The organism is Haladaptatus litoreus, assembly GCF_900156425.1.
Classification (GTDB): domain Archaea; phylum Halobacteriota; class Halobacteria; order Halobacteriales; family Haladaptataceae; genus Haladaptatus; species Haladaptatus litoreus.
This window is the reverse complement of sequence record NZ_FTNO01000001.1, coordinates 69,084-89,121: the sequence shown is the minus strand read 5'-3', so window position 1 is coordinate 89,121 and position 20,038 is coordinate 69,084. Positions and strand designations below refer to the sequence as shown.

The window sequence follows — 20,038 nt, the reverse complement described above, 5'->3', positions numbered from 1 at the left end:
TAAAAGCGGGAGAATGACAGTTGGGAGTAAGGAAGTAAGTTAGTATCGGATAAGGAGAGAGCTCTGACGACGGAGCCATCACCGAATTTTGACTGCAAATCACGACTACAAATACCGCAACCGCATGCGGGCGGGTGCGCCAGCGGTCGGCGCACCCGCCCTCGTCGTCCCCTCTCCTCCTCGGGTGTTCGGACAGGTCGCGCGGCAAGCGCGACCTATCCTCACCGCGCGTCCCGTGGATTGGTCGGCTTGCCGTCGTTCCCGGTAAAGTACACAACCGCTAAGGGCTAGGTGTTCACCGGAAATCGAAGATTTTCCGGGGAGACGAATCCCTCGAAGGAGCGTCGAAGACGCGACTGAGGGGGTGAGGAGGCTTTTGATCAACCTTTTTCGAGGGAGGCCGATCAAAGCCAGTCCCACACGGGACTGGCTTTGGTTCCCGACCGCGGCAAAAGGTTGAGGGATGGATTTATGCCGCTCCTGCACTCAGATGGAGGTAATGAGTGAGGTTTCCGCGAGCGTCGGGCGCTACCTCAGCACGATTCATCTCGTCAGCAAGAGCACTGGTCGCCCGGCAAAAACCGGAGAATTGGCGACTGCCCTCGACGTGAGCGCCGCCAGCGTCACGGAAATGCTGACGACGCTCGAATCGCGCGACCTCGCAACCTACGAGAAGTACAAGGGCGCGCAACTCACCGACGAGGGCGAGGAGACGGCCCGCGAAGTGATGTGGAAACATTGCCTCGCCGAGAACTTCCTCGAAGACGACCTCGAAATCGACAGTCCCGAGGACGCCCGTGAGATGGGTCAGGCCCTCTCGGACGATGTCGCGGCCCGACTCCGTGAGCTAATCGACCACCCCTGTGCCGGGCAGTGCAGTGCGCCACAAACCGAGTACAGCGAATGCTGTGACGACGTTCGCGGCGAGGAGAACGTCCCGAACTGAAGACGATTCTCTCTTAGGACTCGAATCGAACGATTTTCTCGAACGCATCGAGTGACAGTTGCTCGCCACTGGTGATACCACGTGCAGGTGCAGAGACAAGGGAATCGGTAACGAACTGCCGCGCAACCAGCGATTTTCGGTCGCGTCCCTGCTCGAACTGAGCGTAATCGAACGGGGAAAAGTGGTCGAATTGTTCGGGATTTGATGTCATATACCGAACGGATCGGGCGCGAAGTAATTAAACGATGTCCCGGTAGACGCGGCCGAAGGTGATTCGCTGCAGGGTCGCAATCGCCGCATTTTCCTTTTCGTTGTAGGTCGCGGCGACCACCGTTTCCACCGCGGGTGCGACGTGCCACGCGACGTTTTCTACGTTGTCGCTTCCTTCCACGTGAACGTCGAAGTTCTCTGGAACAGCGTCCTCGAACTCCTCACGTGTTCCGGTGGTAACCGAGAGAAGCGACGCGAACAGTGCGTCCCGTGCGGTTTCGACCACGTCGCTCGTTACGCGCTCGCCGTACTCCTCACGGTCGAACTGCATCGCTTTCGCCGTCTCCTTGACGACGGTTTGTGCCGCCGGGCCAACGGACTCGTACTGTTCGCGTGCTGTGGCTTCGTCTTCGGGGGAGAAGGTTCCGTGCGTTTCCATATTCGGCGGTTCACGCGGAGGGAACTATTCGTTTTCGTCCTCGCCGTCGCTTTCTTCCTCGGCCTCCTCGTTTTCTTCTAGCATCTCCTCGGTCATCTGGCGCGCTTCGTTGAGAATGGATTGGGCTTCCGCGCCCATGTTCGCGTCACGTCCGTAGCCGCCGGTTTGCTGGAGTTCGGTTTCTAAACTGTGTTCTTGCTGGCCGTGATGCTGGTGGTCGTGAACCGTATCCTCGAACACCTGCGGATACTCCTCTTCCGAGGCGTGTTCCGTGACGCGCGATGCGAGTTCGTCCGGACTCTCCTCGCTCCATCCCGGCGCGTGCTCGTCCAACCACGTTTCGTGGTCGTCGTCGCCGAGCATCGCGGCAAACGCGAGGTGGTTGGCGAGGTGTTCCCCGTCGGACTGTGGCGTCTCGCAGACCGGGCACGCAAATCCCATATCGGCCTGTAGGAAACACAGACTGAAAAGCGGTTCAGTTCCGATGGGTGAATTCCCTTCAATCGAGTTCGACTATCATCACGAGTGCGTTTTCCCCGTCGCCGTAGTAGCGCGGTACGGTTCGAAGGTAGTGAAAACCGAACTCCTGATACAGGGAAATCGCGGGTTCGTTGCTCTCTCGCACCTCCAGTTTAACGGAGTGAACACCGCGCGCTCGAAGTCCGTTGAGCGCGCGCAGCAGCAGTTTTCGACCGATTCCCTCCCCTCTGCGGGAAGGATGCACCGCGAGGTCTTTGACGTGGCCGAGTGCACGCCCGTGATTTGGCACGATGTCCGCGACGACGTACCCGAGGATTTTCGAGTCGCCCGCTGCCACCAGAAACGTCGGTTCGCCGACGTAGCGTTGGAACGCGGAAAACGGCCACGGCTGGCTGAACGACGCCTTTTCGATGCGGAAGATGGCGAGCAAATCCGCGTTTTCGGCGGGGCGAATCGTGGGTGCGTCCGCCTCGTTCGCGGTAGTTGTCACGGATGGGGGTTCGACACGAGAGGATAAAGGTTTCCCGCCCACTTTTTGCTGTGTGAGTGCGGCTTTGCCGCACTCACTGGCAAAATCTGGATCAAAGGCACCGGAAGACGTTCCTGCTCACACGGGAAGAGGCAAGCTCTTCCCTGCTCTCGTTCGCTTCGCTCACGAGAACTTCGTTCCGCGGGCGTGCGACTTCCGAGCCATTCGCTCGCTCCTCTCACGAAGACATTCCTCACCCCCTCAGTCGCGTCTTCGACGCTCCTTCGAGGGATTCGTCGGCCCGGAAAATCTTCGATTTTCCGGTGAGCAGTTAGCCCGCAGAAGGTTGTGTAGTCTGCTCAGTTATGGCAAATCTGGATTGTCGAGATGGTAGAGCAGTTCGTATTCCCCGACATCTTCGACACTTTCGAGCGTTTCCCGCATAACTTCCTCGTGTTCTCGGTCGATTTCGTGCGTCGAATTTTCGAACGCCTCGTACACCTCGTGGATGTCCTCCGCTTTCATGTAGTAGACCAAAAAGTCGCCGTCGTCAGTTCGCTCGATGAAGGCGGATTCGGCGTGCATGCCCTCGTTTTGAAGCGTCTCAACCGCCTCGTCTTTCCGCTCTCGGACTTCTTCTGACCACTCCTTCAGACGCTCCGTTTTCCCCGGCTCGATTTTCTGTTTTGTCAGCACGACATCGGTCATATCGGACAAAGAAAAGGAGAGCAAACTTATAGCTATCCCAACCACTTGGGCAACGACAACTAAAAATTACGGGTACAGCAGGCCGACCAACCACTAGAGGGCTAGCCCACTCACCGCGAGCGAGGAACGAAGTGACGAGTGAGCGGGCCAAGGAACCCCCCGAAGGGGGTGACGCCGTGCTTTTGGTCCAGCTTTTACAGGGAGACAGACACGAAGAGCGACGCGATTCGCGTCGCTCTTCGTCTCTCGACCGTCGTAAAAGGTGGTAGCTGAAAGGTCGTGGTTTTTAGTCGTCAGCAGGTGCCGCGCTGTCGCCGGACTCGGCCTGCTTCTTCGTGTGCGAGAGCTTGCCACCGTCGGCGAGGATGCGGCGTTCGCGCTCGGAGGCGTCGAGGGTCGCAGTGAGTTCCCAGTCGTCGTTCACGCGAACCGTGAACTCTTCTTGACCGGAGCGAACCGCTTCTGCAACGTCGTCAACGACTTCGATGTCGTCGCCCTGCTCGATTTGCTCGTAATCGTCCGCGTCGATTTCGAGGGGGAGCAGACCGAAGTTGAACAGGTTCGCCTTGTGGATGCGGGCGAAGCTCTGTGCGAGAACACCTTCGACACCGAGGAACATCGGGCACAGGGCCGCGTGTTCGCGGGAGCTACCCTGACCGTAGTTCTCGCCAGCGACGAGGAAACCGCCGTCGGCGTCAAGTGCGCGCTGTGCGAACGAGTCGTCGACGCGCGAGAGGGTGAACTCGGAGAGTTTCGGGATGTTCGACCGGTACATCAGGATGTCCTGCGTTGCCGGGATGATGTGGTCGGTCGTGATGTTGTCCTGCATCTTGAGCAGAGCAGGGCCTGCGAGTTCGGATTCGAGTTCGTCCTTCAGCGGGACATCGCCGATGTTCGGGCCTTTGATGAGGTCGTCGTCCACGGCCTCGTCGGGGGCGATGAGGTCGGGGTCGTCGGCGCTGGTGCCGTATTTGCTGCCCATTTCGATGCCCGGTGCGTCCATGTCGCCGAGTTCGTCGGCGAGGTCGCGTGGGTCGACGATTTCGCCTTTGAGTGCCGCCGCCGTGGCGACTTCCGGCGAACAGAGGTAGACCGAGTCGTCCTCGATTCCGGAGCGACCCTCGAAGTTGCGGTTGAAGGTTCGGAGCGAGACGGAGTCGGATGCCGGAACGTGACCGATACCGATACAGGCACCACAGGTCGCCTCGGAGAAGTTGACGCCAGCGGCCATCATCTCTGCGACCCAGCCCTCACGGGCGAGCATCTCGGAGGCCTGTTTGGAACCGGGTGCGACGATGAGGTCGGTTTTCCGGTCGATCGTACGACCTTCGAGCATCTTCGCGGCGGGGAGGATGTCCTCGTAGCCACCGTTCGTACAGGAACCGAGAATGACTTGGTCGACCTTCTCGCCCGCGACTTCGCGGACGGGGACGACGTTGTCCGGCATCGACGGCTTTGCGATGAGCGGTTCGAGGTCGGAGAGGTCGATGACGATTTCGTCGTCGTACTCCGCGTCGTCGTCGGGCGTGAGTTCGACGTACTCGTCTTCTCGGCCGAGTCGGGAGAGCCAATCCTTAGTCTCCTCGTCCGTCGGGAAGATGGAGGTCGTCGCGCCGAGTTCCGTACCCATGTTCGTGATGGTCGTTCGCTCGGGGACGGTGAGCGTTTCGACGCCGGGGCCGGTGTATTCGAAGATTTTGCCGACGCCACCTTTTACGGAGAGACGACGGAGCATCTCGAGGATGACGTCCTTGGCGGTTGCCCACTCTGGGAGTTCGCCTTCGAGTCGGACGCTGACGATTTCCGGCATCTCGATGTAGTACGGGCCGCCACCCATGGCGACTGCAACGTCGAGTCCGCCGGAACCGATTGCGAGTTCACCCAGTCCGCCGGGTGTTGGCGTGTGGGAGTCCGAACCGAGCATCGTCTTGCCGGGTGCGGCGAAGTTCTCCTTGTGGACGTTGTGACAGATACCGTTTCCGGGGCGGGAGTAGTGTGCGCCGAAGGTGCCTGCCGCCGAGCGAAGGAATCGGTGGTCGTCCGTGTTCTTAAAGTCGAACTGATAGGTCTGGTGGTCACAGTACTGCGCGGCGACTTCGGTCTGGACTTCGTCCATGTCGAGCGCCTCGAACTGGAGCCAGACGAGGGTGCCAGTCGTGTCCTGTGTGAGAACTTGGTCGATCTCGATTCCGATTTCTTCACCGGTTTCGAGTTCGCCCTCGACGAGGTGGTCGTCGAGAATCTTTTCCGTCAGTGTTTGTCCCATATCGGACGAATATCGACTCTCCGAAGGTATAAATCCCGCGTGTTTACGTTTTCATCGTTCGTGGTAAATTCGGCTCTCGTCCGGCAATTCTTTCGAAACCTGAGCCGAACGAATGCCAACACGGAACAATCGACGCACCGATTCGACACGATTTTTACCGGGAGAACTGAACAACGTGGTATGTTCCGGAGTGGGACGTTCGTTGCAGAGCACATTGCGGAAACCACAGACGAGCAGGTTCAGCCCAACGGGGTCGATTTGACGCTGGAAGCCGTGTACGAACAGCGCGATTCCGGCCGAATCGGTCGGGAGGAAAAAGAAATCGGTGACCGACAGCGAATCGAGTCCGAGCAAGTCGGCGAAAACGTACCGGAGACGTACTACCTTCCGAAAGGGGCCTACATCGTCCAATACGCGGAGACGGTGCAGATTCCCGAAAATCACGTCGGCTACATTTATCCGCGGTCGTCACTCATGCGCAACTCCTGCATGCTCAACACGGCGGTTTGGGACGCAGGCTACGAAGGGAAAGGCGAAGGACTGCTACAGGTTCATCACGACATCGAACTCGAACGCGGTGCACGAATCGCACAACTCGTGTTCGGTGAAGCGAGCCACGAAACAACCTACGACGGCGATTATCAGGGCGAGAACATCGAACCGGTTCCGTAGAAATAAACCGCGATAGGGTTGTTTCGGCGTCATTTTCGTGGAAATTACACCGAGGAGGATTTTTCAACTCTTGGCGAAAAGTGTTTAGTTTATATATTTCAGAGTGGAATATGGGATGGTTGATACCCAACCACACGGACGGCGGCGATTCCTGAAAGCAACTGGCGTGGCGGCGGTCGCGTCGGCAATACCATTCAGCGGTACTGCGAGTGCGGGTGACGGAATTATCGACAGCGCGTTCGACCTCGCGACGAGCGCGCTCCAGCAGTCCCTCGTCGTGTTCGACAGCAACGACGACGTTGACCAGTTGGGCACACTCGACCTCGTAAATGGCTACCACAAATTCGAAGTACTTCCTATCGGATACACGGAACTCTCCGTAAGTCAGTTGGAGACGCTAGCCGACTGGGATTCGGTTCGATACATCCAGAAGAACGTCGAACTGGACTATTACAACGAAGACACACGGGAGGTGACGAACGTTTCCGAAGTACAGTCGAACGGCTACACCGGGGAGGGCGTCCATACTGCAGTCATCGACTCGGGAGTCGACGGCGACCACCCCGACCTCGATTCGAGTCTGGTTGCGAACTGGCGGTGGGCGGGCAACCTACTTGGCGAACCGACACTCTGGGTTCCGGCTGGAGACTTAGACACCGACGACAACGGTCACGGTACCCACTGTTCCGGGACGGTTGCTGGCGACGGAACGAAAAGCGACGGGCAACAGAAGGGGATGGCCCCCGACGCCGACCTCACCGTTTACTCGGCAGGGCTGGCACTGCTCATCGTGAAACCGGTGGCCGCGTTCGACCACCTTCTCGCACGGCAGAAGGCGGGCGAGACGGACATCTCCGTCGTCTCGAACTCCTACGGGTCTTCGAACGGGAACGCGTTCAACCCGGACGACGCGCTCAACGTTGCAACATGGGAGGCATGGAAGGAGGGACTCCTCCCGGTGTTCGCGGCGAGCAACTCCGGGCCGAGTACGAACACGCTCAACCAGTATGCCAAGGCACCGAACGTGCTGGGTGTCGCCGCGACGAAAGACGATAAGACGGTTACGGACTTTTCTTCGCGCGGGCGAAGCAAGGACTTCGACGGGGAAACCAACTGGAACCGTAAAACCGCGCTCGACAACTTGGAGCAGTATCGTAATGGCGGGTCGCCATCCGGCCCGCTCGGCATCTACCGGCCCGGAATCGGTGCGCCCGGAAACGCTATCGTCAGCACGATGGCTCCGACCGACCCACTCAACGCACAGGGTGGCGACACCGACCTGTGGTACGCGAGCATCAGCGGGACGAGCATGGCGTGTCCGGCAGTCGCCGGGATGGCCACCCTCATGGTCGATGCCTATCGGCAGAACAACGGCGGGTCGCCAACTCCTGCGGAACTGCTGAACACGCTTTCCGCGGAAGCCGAAGACGCGGTAAGTAGCTACAACCCGTGGTCTATTGGTTCGGGATTCGTGAACGCCCAATCCGCCGTAACTCGTGCGGAGAACGGAAATATGGCCACGTACAGCGACGTGAGCCTCGTAAACTACTGAACTGGGAGTTTCGGAACTCTCGCCGGGGCGACCACAGAAATCGACACATCTATTTTTATCGGATTGTCACAGTCGAAGCGACTGATGTCTTCCGATGTGTTGAAAAAATGTGACAACTGTGGCGAACAGGTACTCGATGTGTATCTCGAAGACGGTCTGTGTTCGAACTGTCGTGACGAAGACAATACAGAGTGACGAGTGCTACGCACGAGTGCCGACAGCTGAAACAACAGTAATCGAACGCAACTATTTCGAAACGAAAGGGTTTTTCGACGGTTCTTCGCACTGACAAGCGTGCAACGCGTTCAGTTTTACGCGCTCTATCTCACTCGGTTCGCCGCCGGGTTCGGAGTGATTACGCTGGCGACCCTTCTTCCCGAATATCTCAACGTTCTCGACCCGGAATCGGGCGTCGTCGTCGGCCTGTTCGTTTCCGGACTGACCGCGGCACAAACCGTGGTCACCGTTCCGATGGCGTGGGCGGGCGACCGCTACGACAAGCGAACCGTCCTGCTCGTAAGCCTCGCGCTGTCGGTTTGCTCCTACGCCGCCTTCCCGTTCGTGGAAAGCAGTTGGGGCTTCATCGCGGCGCGGGCGCTTCAGGGAGTTGCCATCACCGGAACCGGCCTCATCACGCTTTCTCTGGTCGGCGAACTCTCGACGGTTGACACACGGGCGAACAACATCGGCAAGGCGAACTCGGCGCGATTCGCCGCATCAATCCTCGGGTCGATTTCCGCCGCGGTGCTGTACGGAGAGTACGGATTCAGCGTGGTTTTCGGCGTCATCGTCGCCCTGCTGATTCCGGCCCTGCTCGGCGTCCTCCTGTTCGTCGAGCGTGATGGGACGCGAATCGAAGGCTTCCCGTTTTCGGACTTGGCGGTCAACCGAAAACTGCTCACGCTGACGAGTTTCCGGTCGCAGTACGCCGTGGCGGTGACGATGGTTCGAAACTGGGTCGTGGTCTACGCCGGACTGAACGCCGCGGAGGGTGGGCTGGCGTACGCGGCCCTCGCAGTCAGCGTCGTCCTCGTCTCGGAGAAGTTCATGAACATGCTGTTTCAGCCCTACACGGGCCGACTGTCCGACAGTTACGGACGCGCCCTGTTCGTCTTCGTTGGCGGCGGACTGTACGGATTAGTCGCCCTCTGCGTTCCTTTCGCTCCCACAATCGGTCAGACGCTCGGACTACCGGCCATGTTTCCCATCCTCGGCAAACTCTCGCCCGCCTTCCTGCCCCTCGTCTTCCTGAACGCCCTCCTCGGCGTGGCGGACAGTTTCCGCGAACCGGCCAGCATGGCCCTGTTCGCGGACGAAGGCGCGGATGGCGCGGGTGTCGCCAGTAGCTTCGGGATTCGGGAACTCGTCTGGCGACCCGGAAGCATCCTCGCGCCGATTCTGGCGGGGATTCTGATGACCGGGCCGGGCATCCAATGGGTGTTTTACGTCGGTGGCTTGGCGTCTATTTCCGGCGTGCTAACCTTCTTCGGCGTGCTGTCGCATTCACACGGCGCGAAGGCACTGACGCAGTGGTGACTAGGTGGAGTTGGTGACCAGACAGAATTGCATTTTGTCTGTTTTGTCGGGGCAGTCGCGGGAGGAAGTCCTGTATCTACGGCGGGAATAAGCAACTCCCCCTTAGAATCTGACCCTTTTCATCGCGCTAGCTGTTGCCGACTCCAATGAAACCGCCTCCGCCCCACCACCGTCAGTGTCCCCAGTCCTCCCCGCCAGCGCGGGAGAGCACTCACGCCTCACTGACGTTCGTCGTTCGTGTGAAACGCGCTGGCGCCACCACCGCAAACAAACCGAGAAGTCATTGCGCACACTCCCGTTATCAACCGAAAATCGGCAATCCCACCAATCACTTGGCGGGGCCGAGGGCAGTCGTCCTCGGCCTGCCTGCGGGCCTGGCGGATTCCGGGCGAACGAGGAACGAGCGACTGGAAGGAGCGTGACGAGTGAGGGCGTGTTTGTAGACGTGATTCGCAGTCACGAGGTGAAAGACAGGTTCCTCTCCACTCGTCACACCGAAACCAACGATGGCGAAAAAGTCGAAGAAAATTCTATCTCGGCCTACTCGCCCAAGTCGAACATTTCGGCGGCCTGTTCCATGTCTTTGTCCCCGCGACCGCTCAGATTGATGAGAATCACGTCGTCTTCGTCCTTCTCTTCGGCAATCTCTTTCGCCAGCGCGACGGCGTGACTGGATTCGAGTGCAGGAATAATTCCCTCCAGTTCGCTCAGTTCGCGGAACGCGGAGAGAGCCTCGTCGTCGGTGACGCCGTGGTACTCACAGCGACCGGATTCGCGGAACTGGGCGTGTTCCGGGCCGACGCCGGGATAATCCAGCCCTGCTGAAACCGAATGGACTTCCACGTCGTCCGCCAGAATCCGGGTTCGCATTCCGTGGAGGATGTCGGTTTTGCCGTTGGCCAGCGGCGCGGCGTGGCGTTTCGAGTCTGACCCTTCGCCACCGCCCTCCGCGCCGTACAGTTCCACCGGGTCGTCGCGGAAGGCGTGAAACAAGCCGATTGCGTTCGACCCGCCGCCGACGCAGGCGACGGCGGCGTCGGGGAGTCCGCCGGTTTTCTCCTGTATCTGCTTTCTCGCTTCCTCACTGATAACCGACTGGAAGTCGCGCACCATTCGCGGAAACGGGTCGGGGCCGACGACGCTCCCGACGAGGTAGTGTGTGTCCTCCATGTTTTCAGCGAAATCCTCCAACGCAGCGTCCACCGCGTCCGCGAGGCCGGAATCGCCGCGGGTGACTTCGTTCACTTCGGCCCCCATCAAGCGCATGCGGAAGACGTTCATCTTCTGGCGCTCGGCGTCCTTTTTCCCCATGTAGATTTCCGTGGGAATGTCGAGGAGCGCGCCGACCATGGCGGATGCAGTGCCGTGCTGGCCCGCGCCGGTTTCCGCGATGAGACGCTCTTTCCCGGCTTTCTTGGCGAGCAGTGCCTGCCCGAGACAGTTGTTGATTTTGTGCGCTCCGCCGTGAAGCAGGTCTTCGCGTTTCAGATAGATTTGTGCACCGTACTCCTCGGAGAGGCGTTCCGCGTGGTAGATTGGTGTCGGCCTCCCCGCGAAATCCGCGAGTAGGGAACGGAAATCGTCTTGAAACTCGTCGGTGTCGTAGATTTCGTCGAACGCTTCTGCAAGGCCGGAGAGCGGTTCTTCGAGCGCGTCGGGGACGTGTCGGCCACCGAACGTTCCGAACTGAGTCGCATTTTCCTGAGACATGGGAAAACGGTTCCAGTCCCATGTACATAAATCTGCTTCAGAGAGCATTGAAGGGCTTCACTAGACATATCTGTACAAAATTTGTGGCTGGAGGCCATTCGTAGTATCAGTTGCGTGGCAGTGCTCAAATACTATTCTACGAGTACCGCTCTTGAATTTAATGTCAAGGAGAGAACCGAATCCGACTCAAAGAAATCGAATTCACCAGCAGTCCTCACTTTTTCGGCAGGTCACGAACCGCTGGACCGTCGAGAACCACTCCGTCGAAGTCAAACCGCGACCCGTGACACGGACAATCCCACGTTTTTTCCGCGTCGTTCCACGCGACGACACATTTCAGGTGCGTACAAACTGCCGAAACGCGATGCAGTTCGCCGTCCTCATCTCGATATTCGGCAATGGCGTTTCCGTCCTCGCGAGTAACCCTCGCTTCTTCTTTCGAAAGCGGTTCGCGCGTTCCCTGCGGTTTCCTCGCCCAGTCTTCGACGAACCGCTTTCCGATGGTTGCGTTTTCTCGTACCAGCGGTTTCGCGTCCGACAGTGATGGTAGTCTCCCGGGGTCGAAAACGTTCGACCACTCGCTTCCCGACCCGGCGATTTCGTCGGCGAGAATTCGACCCGCGGCGATACCGTTCGTCATCCCCCATCCACCGAATCCCGTTGCGACGTACACGTCGTCCATCCACGGCGCAAGCGTGCCGACGAACGGAACGGAATCCGTCGTTCGATAATCCTGCGTTGACCAGCGATAGACTACTTCCTCGACATCGAAGTGATTTCTCGCCTCTCGTTCGACTGCCCGGTATCTGTCGGCGGTCGAACCACCTTGTCCAGTTTTGTGATTTTGCCCGCCGACGAGAACGAACGACTCGCCGTCGATTTCGTGCGGACGAACCGAGAAGTACGGTTCCCCCGAGCGATAGTACATCCCCTCCGGTTGCGGGTCGGCGATTCGAGTTGCCAGCACGTACGACCGCTTCGGAAACTGCCGGGCGAAATATCCCGCGGGGTCGGAAAACGGAAAATGGGTTGCGACGACGACGGCGTCCGCGGTGACGGTTCCTCGCTCCGTCGTGACTTTGCAGGGCGAACCGGAATCGAGGTCGGTCGCCTTCGTCTGTTCGAAAATATCACATCCGTCGCCGGAAATCTCGTCGGCTAACCCGAGCAGATACTTCCGCGGATGGAACTGCGCTTGGTCGTCGAATCGAACTGCGGCCACAGCGTCCGACGGAATCGGAATATCCTCCGTGAAAGAAGCGGGCAGGCCGACGCTTCGTGCGGCGTTCACCTCCTGTCGAATTTTGCCCCGGTCGTTTTCGTCGGAAACGTAGGTGTAGGCGGGCCGTCGCTGGAAATCACAGTCGAAATCCCCCGCCCTGTCGGCGACGGTTTCGATGGCGGCCTCGTTCGCCTCGGCGTACCGGCGAGCGCGGTCGCGTCCGAACTGGGAAACCAGCGAGTGATATACGAGTCCGTGCTGGCTCGTCAACTTGGCGGTCGTTCGCGCCGTCACTCCGGAGACGATTCTGTCGGATTCGAGTACCGTAACCGTTCTTCCGGCATTTTTCAATTCCATCGCGGCGGAAAGTCCCGCGATACCGCCGCCGACGACCGCAACGTCTACGCGATGGTCGTCCTGAAGCGGTTCGAAATCAGTCGAATCGGTCGTTTCGAGCCAGAATGAGTCGTCTGTTCCCGGCAGTTCGTCCGCACCAAATTCGTCGTTCGTGTTCATGGAAACCCCCGAACACGTTCGGGGTCGGAGTGGATAAAAAAGATGGCCGGAAGATGAGCGACCGGAACCGAGCAAACCTACTGCATGTAGCCGAGGTCGGCCAGTCGCTCCTCGACGCCTGCTTCGTCTTCGCTGTCCATCGAAACGTCGTCGTCCTCGTCGTATTCCGGGTAGCTCTGTGAACCAACATCGTCAACGACCGGAATCACGTCCCCGTCCGTTCGGTCGTTGTACGGAATCCCGAACGCGGACATGATGGTCGGCGCAACGTCGAAGAGATGGGCCTTCGTCGGCATTCTGTCGGGGTCGATTCTCTCCCCTTGCGCGGCGACGATACCCTCAATCTTGTGATTCCACGGTTCGGTCGGCGGTGCGAAGTAATCGCCGAGCAGTTGTGCCGAGAGGAACTGCCCCATCTCGTTCGGAATCGTCACGATGTCCGGGGCGTTGTCGGCGTTTTTCCCGTGGAAATACTTCTCGCGAGGTGCGACTTCGCCGAAAACGGGTTCGCCGTCGGGTGTTTCTACCCCACTGAGTTTTTCTATCAAGTCGTCGCGGACTTCATCGTACTTGTCAGGGGGGACGATACCCTGTGGTTCCCGACCACGCAAGTTGATTCTGACGCCTAACTCGGTTCGGGCGCGCATGTATGCGGTCGATTTCGGGAAATCCACCTGTTCGTTGCCGGTTCGGGCGACGTTTTTCGGCGCGTACTGCTTTGCGATTTCCGCCAGCCCGACCTTCTCCAAACCAGTTCTGATTCGGTGGGCGGTGAACCCGAACTCGGCCATCTTTGCGGCCATTCGCTCGAAAGTGTTCGGTTCCCACGTTTTCGTATCCTTTCCTTCGCGGAGTTCTTCTTGAATTGGGTTCCACGACGGCATTCCTTTGCCACCTTTTCGCGCCTTCACATAGCCTTCGTCGCGCAGGAACTCGTTGACGCGGAACTCGTACTTGTCGTACGGTCCCATTCCGTGGTCGCTGGCGATGAGAACCGTGTTCGGGTCACACTCCTCCAGCAGTTTGCCGACCTGTTTGTCGGCTTCCTCGTAGACGGTTTTCACCTTGTCCCACTCGCCGTTGAACTCGTGGAAGACGGTGTCCGTCTTCTGGAATTGGACGAACCCGAAGTCGGGTTCGTGTTTGTCGGCCAGATAGCGGAACGCCTCGCCGCGCATGCGGACGAGATTCGTGTACTCGTCCATCTTTTGGGCGTCAGAGAGTCGCTCGTCACCGCGGGTGTAGTTGGGGTACACGCGGTAGTCGCCGATTTCGTTGCGAACCTCGTCCAGTAGCCCTTCCGGATAGCATCGTGGGTTTTCCGGCCCGATGAAGCCCGGAATTATCGCGCCGTCGATTTCCTCTGGTGGATGGGTAACTGGTACGTTGACGACGACGCTCGATTTGCCGTGTTTGTCGAGCAGCGACCATATCGAGTGTTCCTCGACGTCGTTGCCGCTGACGACGTGGAAGTCGTAGCCCTCGTAGGCGACGAACCCGCAGACGCCGTGTTGTCCGGGGTTGACTCCCGTGTAGAGCGACGGCCACGCACTCGGCGTCCACGGCGGCATTTGGGACTCAAGCGGGGCAGACGCGCCATCCTCACAGATAGACCGAATGTTCGGAATAACGTCGTCTTCATAGAGGCGCTCAAAAACTGGCAGACAGCCCGCATCGATACCGATGAGGAGAACATCTACGTTGCTCATCGTATCTCACCCGGGACATAGCTTCGGCCAGCGTATCTCGTTTCTTCCGTCGGACAGGAATCATATCGACCCTGCGCTACGACGCTCGCCAGACTCATTGCTGGCTCCTACCAGTTCTACTCATTTTATTATGGCACGCTTAATCCTCCACGACAGTAAATTAGTCGCCTTCGCCGTCAGTAACAACCGTGCTGGTGTCGTCAATCACGGTACGCTTCCACGTTCCGCGAGTGAACCAGAGCGCGGCAGCGACTGCTCCGAGGACGTTGCCGACCGCCATTCCCATCCAAATCCCGGTCGGTCCCATATCCTGAACGAATGCGAGATAGTATACGACGGGAACCCGACCGAGCCAGAGCGCCACCATCGAAAACGCCATCGCAGTTTTCGTGTTTCCGGCCCCGCGGTACGCGCCGAGCAACACCTGTAACAGAGCCATAAACGCGAACTCGGCGGAACGAATCCGGAGATACTCGCTTCCGTACATTATAGTGTCGGCGGCCTCCTGCGTCCCCGTCGCCATGAACACGCCGACGATTGGTTCCGGAAACAGTGCCGCAACGATTGCAACGGCGAGCATGACGGCGGAACCGACCTTCGCCGCGAGCCAAACGGCCCGCTCCGCACGGTCGGGTTTCTCCGCGCCGAGGTTCTGTCCGACCATCGTGTTAGTCGCTCGGCCTAGCCCCATCGCCGGGAGAAAGACGAGGGAGGCGAGGCGATTACCAAGTCCGTAAGCGCTGACCACGGGCGGAGCGAACTGGACGACCATTGCGGTCAGGGTAATCATCGCCAGCGCACTGGTGGACTGTTCGAGCGCGCTCGGCGTTCCGAGTCGAACGATGTCCCAAATGTATCCGAGGTCCGGAACGAGGTCACCAACCTGCACGTCCGGCCCGGCGCTCGTCCCGAACAGGATGTACAGTCCGAGAACTGTCGCAACCGCTCGCGCGGAGATGGTTGCGAGCGCGGCCCCTTGGATTCCCATACCTTCGATGGGACCGAATCCGAAGATGAAAATCGGGTCGAGAATGACGTTCACGACCACGCTGACGAACATGATTCGCATAGGCGTCCGGGTGTTGCCGTACCCTCGCATCAGCGAGCTGAAGACGAAAAAGCCGAAGAGGAACGGCAGACCGAGGAAGAACACTTCCATGTACTGGCGAGCAAGCGGAACGACATCCACCGTTGTCGCTCCCTGAGACGGCATCAATGCGAGCATCGGCTCGGTGAGGAAGAAACCGAGCGTCCCGAGGACGACCGAGAGGAGCGCCACGAACGACAGAATTTGTCCCGCGACTGTTCCGGCAGACCCTTCGCTATCGGCACCGGTGTACTGGGCGACGAGGATGCTCCCGGCAGTGGTAAAGCCGCCCGCGATGGAGATGAGGAAGAAAATGAGCGGGAACGCGATACTCATCGCGCCGACCGCGTTGGCGGAGAGCCGGCCCAGCCAGAAGGTGTCCGCGACGTTGTACATCACCTGCAACAACTGGATAACGACTATCGGCCACGCGAGTTCGAACATCGGTCGCACCAACCCACCCTCCGTAATCGAACTGCTGGGCTGTGTGCTAGTCATCGTACTTTCGAAACGAAATAGTACCGTTTCAATATTTCGACTCTAAAATCAGGTGGCAATATCTACCAAAACCCGGCTTCGAGGTCATGTCCGCAGGAACCGCGAAACAGCTTTCCGAAGGGTAATTCGGGTTTAAAAACAGCCTAAACCGGCGAAAAGTGGAGTTATGTGGTGATGAAATTCAGTGACAGTCACAACGTCCATCTGACCAACCGTCGAAACCGAAGTACTCATGCCCGTGACGCCCACCCGTGGAGACGGAACGAACGGACATTTATGATACTGACTGGAACAGTCGTCGCCGACGCGACGACGATTATCGAAGATGGGGCAGTCGTCGTCTCCGGCGAGACTATCGACGCAGTCGGTAACCGCACCGAACTGCTCGACAGGTATGCCGAACACGACGTAGACGAGTACGACCTTCTCCTTCCGGGCCTCGTCGGCGGCCACATTCACTCGGTGCAAAGCCTCGGACGAGGAATCGCCGACGACGCAGAACTACTCGACTGGTTGTTCGAATACGTCCTCCCGATGGAAGCCAGTCTCGACGCGGAGGAGATGTACGCCGCCGCCCGACTGGGCTACCTCGAACTCATTGAGAGCGGAACGACCACCTGTATCGACCATCTCTCGGTTCGACACGCGAATCGAGCGTTCGACGCCGCGGAAGAGATGGGAATCCGAGGCCGCATCGGAAAAGTGCTGATGGACAAACGCGCCCCCGAAGGACTCCACGAGGACACCAAAACCGGACTGGAAACCACCGAAGAACTCATCCGACAGTACCACGGCGCGAATGAGGGCCGGATTCAGTACGCCGTCACGCCGCGATTCGCCGTCTCCTGCACCGAGGAGTGTCTCCGAGGTGCGCGCCGACTCACCGACAAGTACGACGGCGTGAGAATTCATACCCACGCGAGCGAAAATCAGGACGAAATCGTCACCGTGGAGTCCGACACCGGCCAGCGAAACATTCACTGGTTGGACGAAGTCGGATTGACTGGCGAGGATGTCGTCCTCGCCCACTGCGTCTGGACGGACGAATCGGAGCGCGAGGTGCTCGCAGAGACGGGAACACACGTCACCTACTGCCCCTCTTCGAACATGAAACTCGCCAGCGGAATCGCGCCCATCATCGACTATCTCGACCGGGGAATCAACGTCGCGCTCGGTAACGACGGCCCGCCGTGCAACAACACGTTAGACCCCTTCACCGAAATGCGGCAAGCGAGCCTCCTGCAAAAGGTGGACGAACTCGACGCACAGGCGGCCCCCGCGGGAACCATCTTCGAGATGGCGACGATAAACGGCGCTCAAGCCGCCGGATTCGACTGCGTCGGAAAAATACAGGAAGGCTGGCAGGCCGACATCATCGGCGTAACGACCGACATCACCCGCGCGACACCGCTGTACGACCCGCTTTCACACGCCGTTTTCGGCGCACACGGTGACGACGTGGAGTTCACGATGGTCGCCGGGGACGTGCTCCAAGAAAACGGCGAGGTGGTCGTCGCCGACGCCGACGCGATTCGTGCGGAGGCGAACGAAATCGCGGCCGGATTGGACGTGGCTCCCGAAACCGGCGTCTTCTGAGCGTTGCCGATTTCCGGTTATCTTCTCAATGCGGCGATTGCCGTCGCAGGCGTCGAACCGTGAGCAGATCGACCAGTTGCGTCTTCTGCAATCCACTGACCGTCGGGCGTCTGTCGAACCGTTGCGAGGTCAGCAGGGTTCCGAACCGCGTATTCGTCGTCGTGATGCTGGAGGTGCATGAACGGTAAATGGCAACACGACGTGTTAACTAATAGCCAGATAAATGTGTGGTAAGAGTCGCTTGAACCGCTGATTTCGGACGGTTCGAAACCGGTGAGTGGGATGGTATTAAATCAGCTACCGAGAACAGTCGAACATGACACATTCGATTCAGGGCTTCGACCACGTCGTGCTGCCCGTCTCCGACCTCGTACGAGCGGTTTCATTCTATCAGGACGTACTGGGTTTGCGGTCAGTTGACCGGCGCGACCCGGGGACGGACGACTACCACTGGCTGAACCTTGGACAGGGACAAGGACTCAATCTCGCTCAGGTGGATGAGGTTTCCAATGATACGAGTCCGCGCCATATCGCGTTCAACGCGTCGGAGGAGTTCTGTGAAGAGGTTGCGGAGCGATTGGAGGAGCGCGAGATTGCGGTGCGGAAGACCGAAACGAGCGTCTACTTTTCCGACCCGGACGGAAACGAACTAGAAGTCACCTGCTGGCGTGAGAAGCGACTGCGGGAGTCCGGGGCGAATCATTGGTAGCGGTGGAGTACGGGGCTATTTCGTATTCCCATCGCTCCGACCGGGAATCGACCAACCGTGTTCTTTGATGATTTTCGGCGCACAATCTTCGCAAAACGTGAACTCGCGGTCCTGTTCCCGTCCACCGGGACCGAATCGGAACAGCGAGTGGGGTTTGACGGTGAGGAAATCGCCACATTCGTCGCAGACGTATCCTTCTGGCATGATGGACTTTTATAGATTTGGCAGTATACGTCTTTCTCAGCGGCTCATACGGCAGAGTAGATGAAATATCGTTCCAGCGTAGCGAATGCGACTCAGTCCTCGACACTGCTTCCCGACGCCGGTGTCGGTTCGCTGATAACCGCCTGCTTCCACGTCCCGCGGGTGAACCACAGTCTGGCCCCGATTGCGCCGATGTACTGGGCGACGAGCGTACTCCCAGCGACGGTAAACCCGCCGCTGATGGAAATAATAAGGATGCTAACGGGAAGTGCAACACTCAGGGCACCGACCGCGGGTGCGGAGACGCGCCCGAGCAAGATGGTGTCCGTAATGTTGTAGGCGACTTGCAGGAGTTGCGTGATGACAATCGGCCACGCGAGCTTAAATAGTGGTCGCGAAAGCCGTCCTTCAGTAATCGTATCCTGCGTTTCCGTCACTAGTATTCGACAGAATTTCGGAGGATTTCAACGCTTTGACTTGCGGATTATGTGAGAAAAACAAAAAAGGAAATGTCGCCGAAGGGAGTACGGCGAGCAGACTACGGCGTTTCGTTCGTCTCGACGCTGATGTCGGCCTGTGGATAGGCCGTACAGGACAGGAAGTATCCGTTGTCGAGTTCGTCGTCGCTAAGCGTGTCGTTGTTGCTGTGAATGATGTCGTCCGGTTCTCCGTCGGCGATTTTCGCACCGCAGGAGAGACACGACCCTGCGCGGCAGGAGTACGGAAGGTCCCAACCTTCTTCTTCGCCTGCTTCGAGAATCGTCTCGTTGCTGGCGACTTCGATGGTCGAACCCTCTTTGACGTATTCGACTTCGAAGTATTCGACTTCGTCTTCCGGAATCGCTTCGGGGTCGAAGCCAGCGTCCTCTTCCTCGCCTTCTTCGCCTTCGAGTTCGCCTTCCGCACCGGCACCCACAGCGACTGCGCCGCCACCACCGATAGAGCGGTTCATCGGTTCGGGGAAGTCGGTTTCGGGGACACTCGCCGCGCGTCGGTCGAGCACTTCTTGGGAAATGTCGTCCGCGGCGCGCCACTTGGTTCCCTTGGTGAAGTGCAGAGCCACTGCGGTGAGCGTGAACAGTAGCCCGAGTCCCAGACCCAGTTCGTTTACCATATGGCGGAAGCTACGGAACGGTGGTTTAACAGCATTGTGATTGGCGAGTGGAAACGGAGTGACGGTCGTTCGACCAGCAATCGAATTATCCCATAGAATTAACAGTCGTGGGGAGACGAATATTGAAAAGTGGCGAATCCGGCCGAGGCTGTGAGCGTGTTGGTCGCGCTTGAGTTCGTCTTCATGTCCGCAATAGTGCTTGTCTTGGTTCCGCTCGAAGCGGCGTTCTCAATTATTCCGCTCTTTTTACTCTTCCTCATCGCACTACATCTGTATCGTTCGTGAGACGGACAGTTGTTCTCTGCCGGAACTGCTCCACGAATACAGTACCGACCAAAGCGCGTCCACTTTTTTGCGCGGAGCGACAGTCGTCACTCCACTGGCAAAATCTGGAC

The 20,038-nt window shown here is 58.7% G+C and carries 22 protein-coding genes and 1 pseudogene; 8 read left to right on the top strand and 15 right to left on the bottom strand.

Features of this window, described 5'->3' with window-relative positions:
- The first annotated feature begins 88 nt into the window (after nt 1-88).
- Together BW974_RS24470 and BW974_RS00475 are read left to right on the top strand one after the other, a co-directional pair.
- Entirely contained in the window at nt 89-268 is a 180-nt protein-coding gene (locus BW974_RS24470; RefSeq protein ID WP_139328789.1) for a hypothetical protein, read from the top strand.
- A 231-nt stretch (nt 269-499) separates the two neighbouring features.
- Nucleotides 500-946 carry a metal-dependent transcriptional regulator gene (locus BW974_RS00475; RefSeq protein ID WP_175609599.1) on the top strand — a complete coding sequence of 149 codons (447 nt, stop codon included), beginning with the start codon at nt 500-502 and terminating at the stop codon, nt 944-946.
- A 13-nt stretch (nt 947-959) separates the two neighbouring features.
- On the opposite strand, the gene BW974_RS00470 is transcribed toward BW974_RS00475, so the two are convergent.
- The 6 genes from BW974_RS00470 to BW974_RS00445 form a co-directional block, all read right to left on the bottom strand.
- Nucleotides 960-1,157 carry a hypothetical protein gene (locus BW974_RS00470; protein ID WP_076427032.1) on the bottom strand — a complete coding sequence of 66 codons (198 nt, stop codon included), beginning with the start codon at nt 1,155-1,157 and terminating at the stop codon, nt 960-962.
- Nucleotides 1,158-1,184: 27 nt separating this feature from the next.
- A complete protein-coding gene (locus BW974_RS00465) occupies nt 1,185-1,595 on the bottom strand; it encodes a DUF5809 family protein (protein WP_076427030.1) in 411 nt (136 codons plus the stop codon).
- A gap of 24 nt (nt 1,596-1,619) precedes the next feature.
- Nucleotides 1,620-2,036, bottom strand: a complete 417-nt coding sequence (locus tag BW974_RS00460) for a DUF5810 domain-containing protein (RefSeq protein WP_076427029.1) — start codon at nt 2,034-2,036, stop codon at nt 1,620-1,622.
- Nucleotides 2,037-2,094: 58 nt separating this feature from the next.
- Entirely contained in the window at nt 2,095-2,565 is a 471-nt protein-coding gene (gene rimI, locus BW974_RS00455; protein WP_076427027.1) for a ribosomal protein S18-alanine N-acetyltransferase, read from the bottom strand.
- Between the two features lie 342 nt (nt 2,566-2,907).
- Complete coding sequence (locus tag BW974_RS00450; protein ID WP_076427025.1) at nt 2,908-3,252, bottom strand: DUF6176 family protein; 345 nt, start codon at nt 3,250-3,252, stop codon at nt 2,908-2,910.
- Nucleotides 3,253-3,538: 286 nt separating this feature from the next.
- Nucleotides 3,539-5,518 carry an aconitate hydratase gene (locus BW974_RS00445; protein WP_076427023.1) on the bottom strand — a complete coding sequence of 660 codons (1,980 nt, stop codon included), beginning with the start codon at nt 5,516-5,518 and terminating at the stop codon, nt 3,539-3,541.
- A 150-nt stretch (nt 5,519-5,668) separates the two neighbouring features.
- Between BW974_RS00445 and BW974_RS00440 the strand changes: the two genes are divergently transcribed.
- From BW974_RS00440 to BW974_RS00430, 3 genes are all read left to right on the top strand, one after another.
- A complete protein-coding gene (locus BW974_RS00440) occupies nt 5,669-6,190 on the top strand; it encodes a deoxyuridine 5'-triphosphate nucleotidohydrolase (RefSeq protein ID WP_281247679.1) in 522 nt (173 codons plus the stop codon).
- Nucleotides 6,191-6,305: 115 nt separating this feature from the next.
- Nucleotides 6,306-7,742, top strand: coding sequence for a S8 family serine peptidase (locus BW974_RS00435; protein ID WP_076427021.1), 1,437 nt, complete (start codon nt 6,306-6,308; stop codon nt 7,740-7,742).
- Between the two features lie 294 nt (nt 7,743-8,036).
- Nucleotides 8,037-9,278, top strand: a complete 1,242-nt coding sequence (locus BW974_RS00430) for an MFS transporter (RefSeq protein ID WP_076427018.1) — start codon at nt 8,037-8,039, stop codon at nt 9,276-9,278.
- Between the two features lie 328 nt (nt 9,279-9,606).
- Here the strand turns inward: BW974_RS00430 and BW974_RS25245 are convergent, their stop codons facing one another.
- The 5 genes from BW974_RS25245 to BW974_RS00410 all read right to left on the bottom strand — a co-directional run bounded on the left by BW974_RS25245 (nt 9,607) and on the right by BW974_RS00410 (nt 16,020).
- A complete protein-coding gene (locus BW974_RS25245; RefSeq protein WP_175609598.1) occupies nt 9,607-9,771 on the bottom strand; it encodes a hypothetical protein in 165 nt (54 codons plus the stop codon).
- 47 nt (nt 9,772-9,818) lie between these two features.
- Nucleotides 9,819-10,988, bottom strand: a complete 1,170-nt coding sequence (trpB, locus tag BW974_RS00425; RefSeq protein WP_076427016.1) for a tryptophan synthase subunit beta — start codon at nt 10,986-10,988, stop codon at nt 9,819-9,821.
- Nucleotides 10,989-11,202: 214 nt separating this feature from the next.
- Complete coding sequence (locus tag BW974_RS00420) at nt 11,203-12,726, bottom strand: FAD-dependent oxidoreductase (RefSeq protein ID WP_076427014.1); 1,524 nt, start codon at nt 12,724-12,726, stop codon at nt 11,203-11,205.
- Between the two features lie 77 nt (nt 12,727-12,803).
- Entirely contained in the window at nt 12,804-14,435 is a 1,632-nt protein-coding gene (locus tag BW974_RS00415) for an alkaline phosphatase family protein (protein WP_076427012.1), read from the bottom strand.
- 160 nt (nt 14,436-14,595) lie between these two features.
- On the bottom strand, nt 14,596-16,020 hold the full coding sequence (locus BW974_RS00410; RefSeq protein ID WP_303645954.1) for an MATE family efflux transporter: 1,425 nt from the start codon (nt 16,018-16,020) through the stop codon (nt 14,596-14,598).
- Between the two features lie 276 nt (nt 16,021-16,296).
- On the opposite strand from BW974_RS00410, the gene BW974_RS00405 reads away from it, so the two are divergent.
- Nucleotides 16,297-17,616, top strand: coding sequence for a 5'-deoxyadenosine deaminase (locus BW974_RS00405; protein WP_076427008.1), 1,320 nt, complete (start codon nt 16,297-16,299; stop codon nt 17,614-17,616).
- 17 nt (nt 17,617-17,633) lie between these two features.
- Here the strand turns inward: BW974_RS00405 and BW974_RS25240 are convergent, their stop codons facing one another.
- Complete coding sequence (locus BW974_RS25240; protein WP_175609597.1) at nt 17,634-17,795, bottom strand: hypothetical protein; 162 nt, start codon at nt 17,793-17,795, stop codon at nt 17,634-17,636.
- A 137-nt stretch (nt 17,796-17,932) separates the two neighbouring features.
- On the opposite strand from BW974_RS25240, the gene BW974_RS00400 reads away from it, so the two are divergent.
- Nucleotides 17,933-18,325 (top strand): VOC family protein, encoded by a 393-nt coding sequence (locus tag BW974_RS00400; protein WP_076427006.1) that lies wholly within the window; start codon nt 17,933-17,935, stop codon nt 18,323-18,325.
- Nucleotides 18,326-18,340: 15 nt separating this feature from the next.
- On the opposite strand, the gene BW974_RS00395 is transcribed toward BW974_RS00400, so the two are convergent.
- From BW974_RS00395 to BW974_RS00385, 3 genes and pseudogenes are all read right to left on the bottom strand, one after another.
- Nucleotides 18,341-18,529 carry a hypothetical protein gene (locus tag BW974_RS00395; protein WP_076427004.1) on the bottom strand — a complete coding sequence of 63 codons (189 nt, stop codon included), beginning with the start codon at nt 18,527-18,529 and terminating at the stop codon, nt 18,341-18,343.
- Between the two features lie 179 nt (nt 18,530-18,708).
- Nucleotides 18,709-18,972 (bottom strand): annotated as a pseudogene (locus BW974_RS00390) (MATE family efflux transporter); the annotation flags it as partial.
- A 95-nt stretch (nt 18,973-19,067) separates the two neighbouring features.
- Nucleotides 19,068-19,643 (bottom strand): 2Fe-2S iron-sulfur cluster-binding protein, encoded by a 576-nt coding sequence (locus BW974_RS00385; RefSeq protein WP_076427000.1) that lies wholly within the window; start codon nt 19,641-19,643, stop codon nt 19,068-19,070.
- Nucleotides 19,644-19,772: 129 nt separating this feature from the next.
- Between BW974_RS00385 and BW974_RS25235 the strand changes: the two genes are divergently transcribed.
- On the top strand, nt 19,773-19,928 hold the full coding sequence (locus BW974_RS25235) for a hypothetical protein (protein ID WP_175609596.1): 156 nt from the start codon (nt 19,773-19,775) through the stop codon (nt 19,926-19,928).
- Nucleotides 19,929-20,038: the final 110 nt, after the last annotated feature.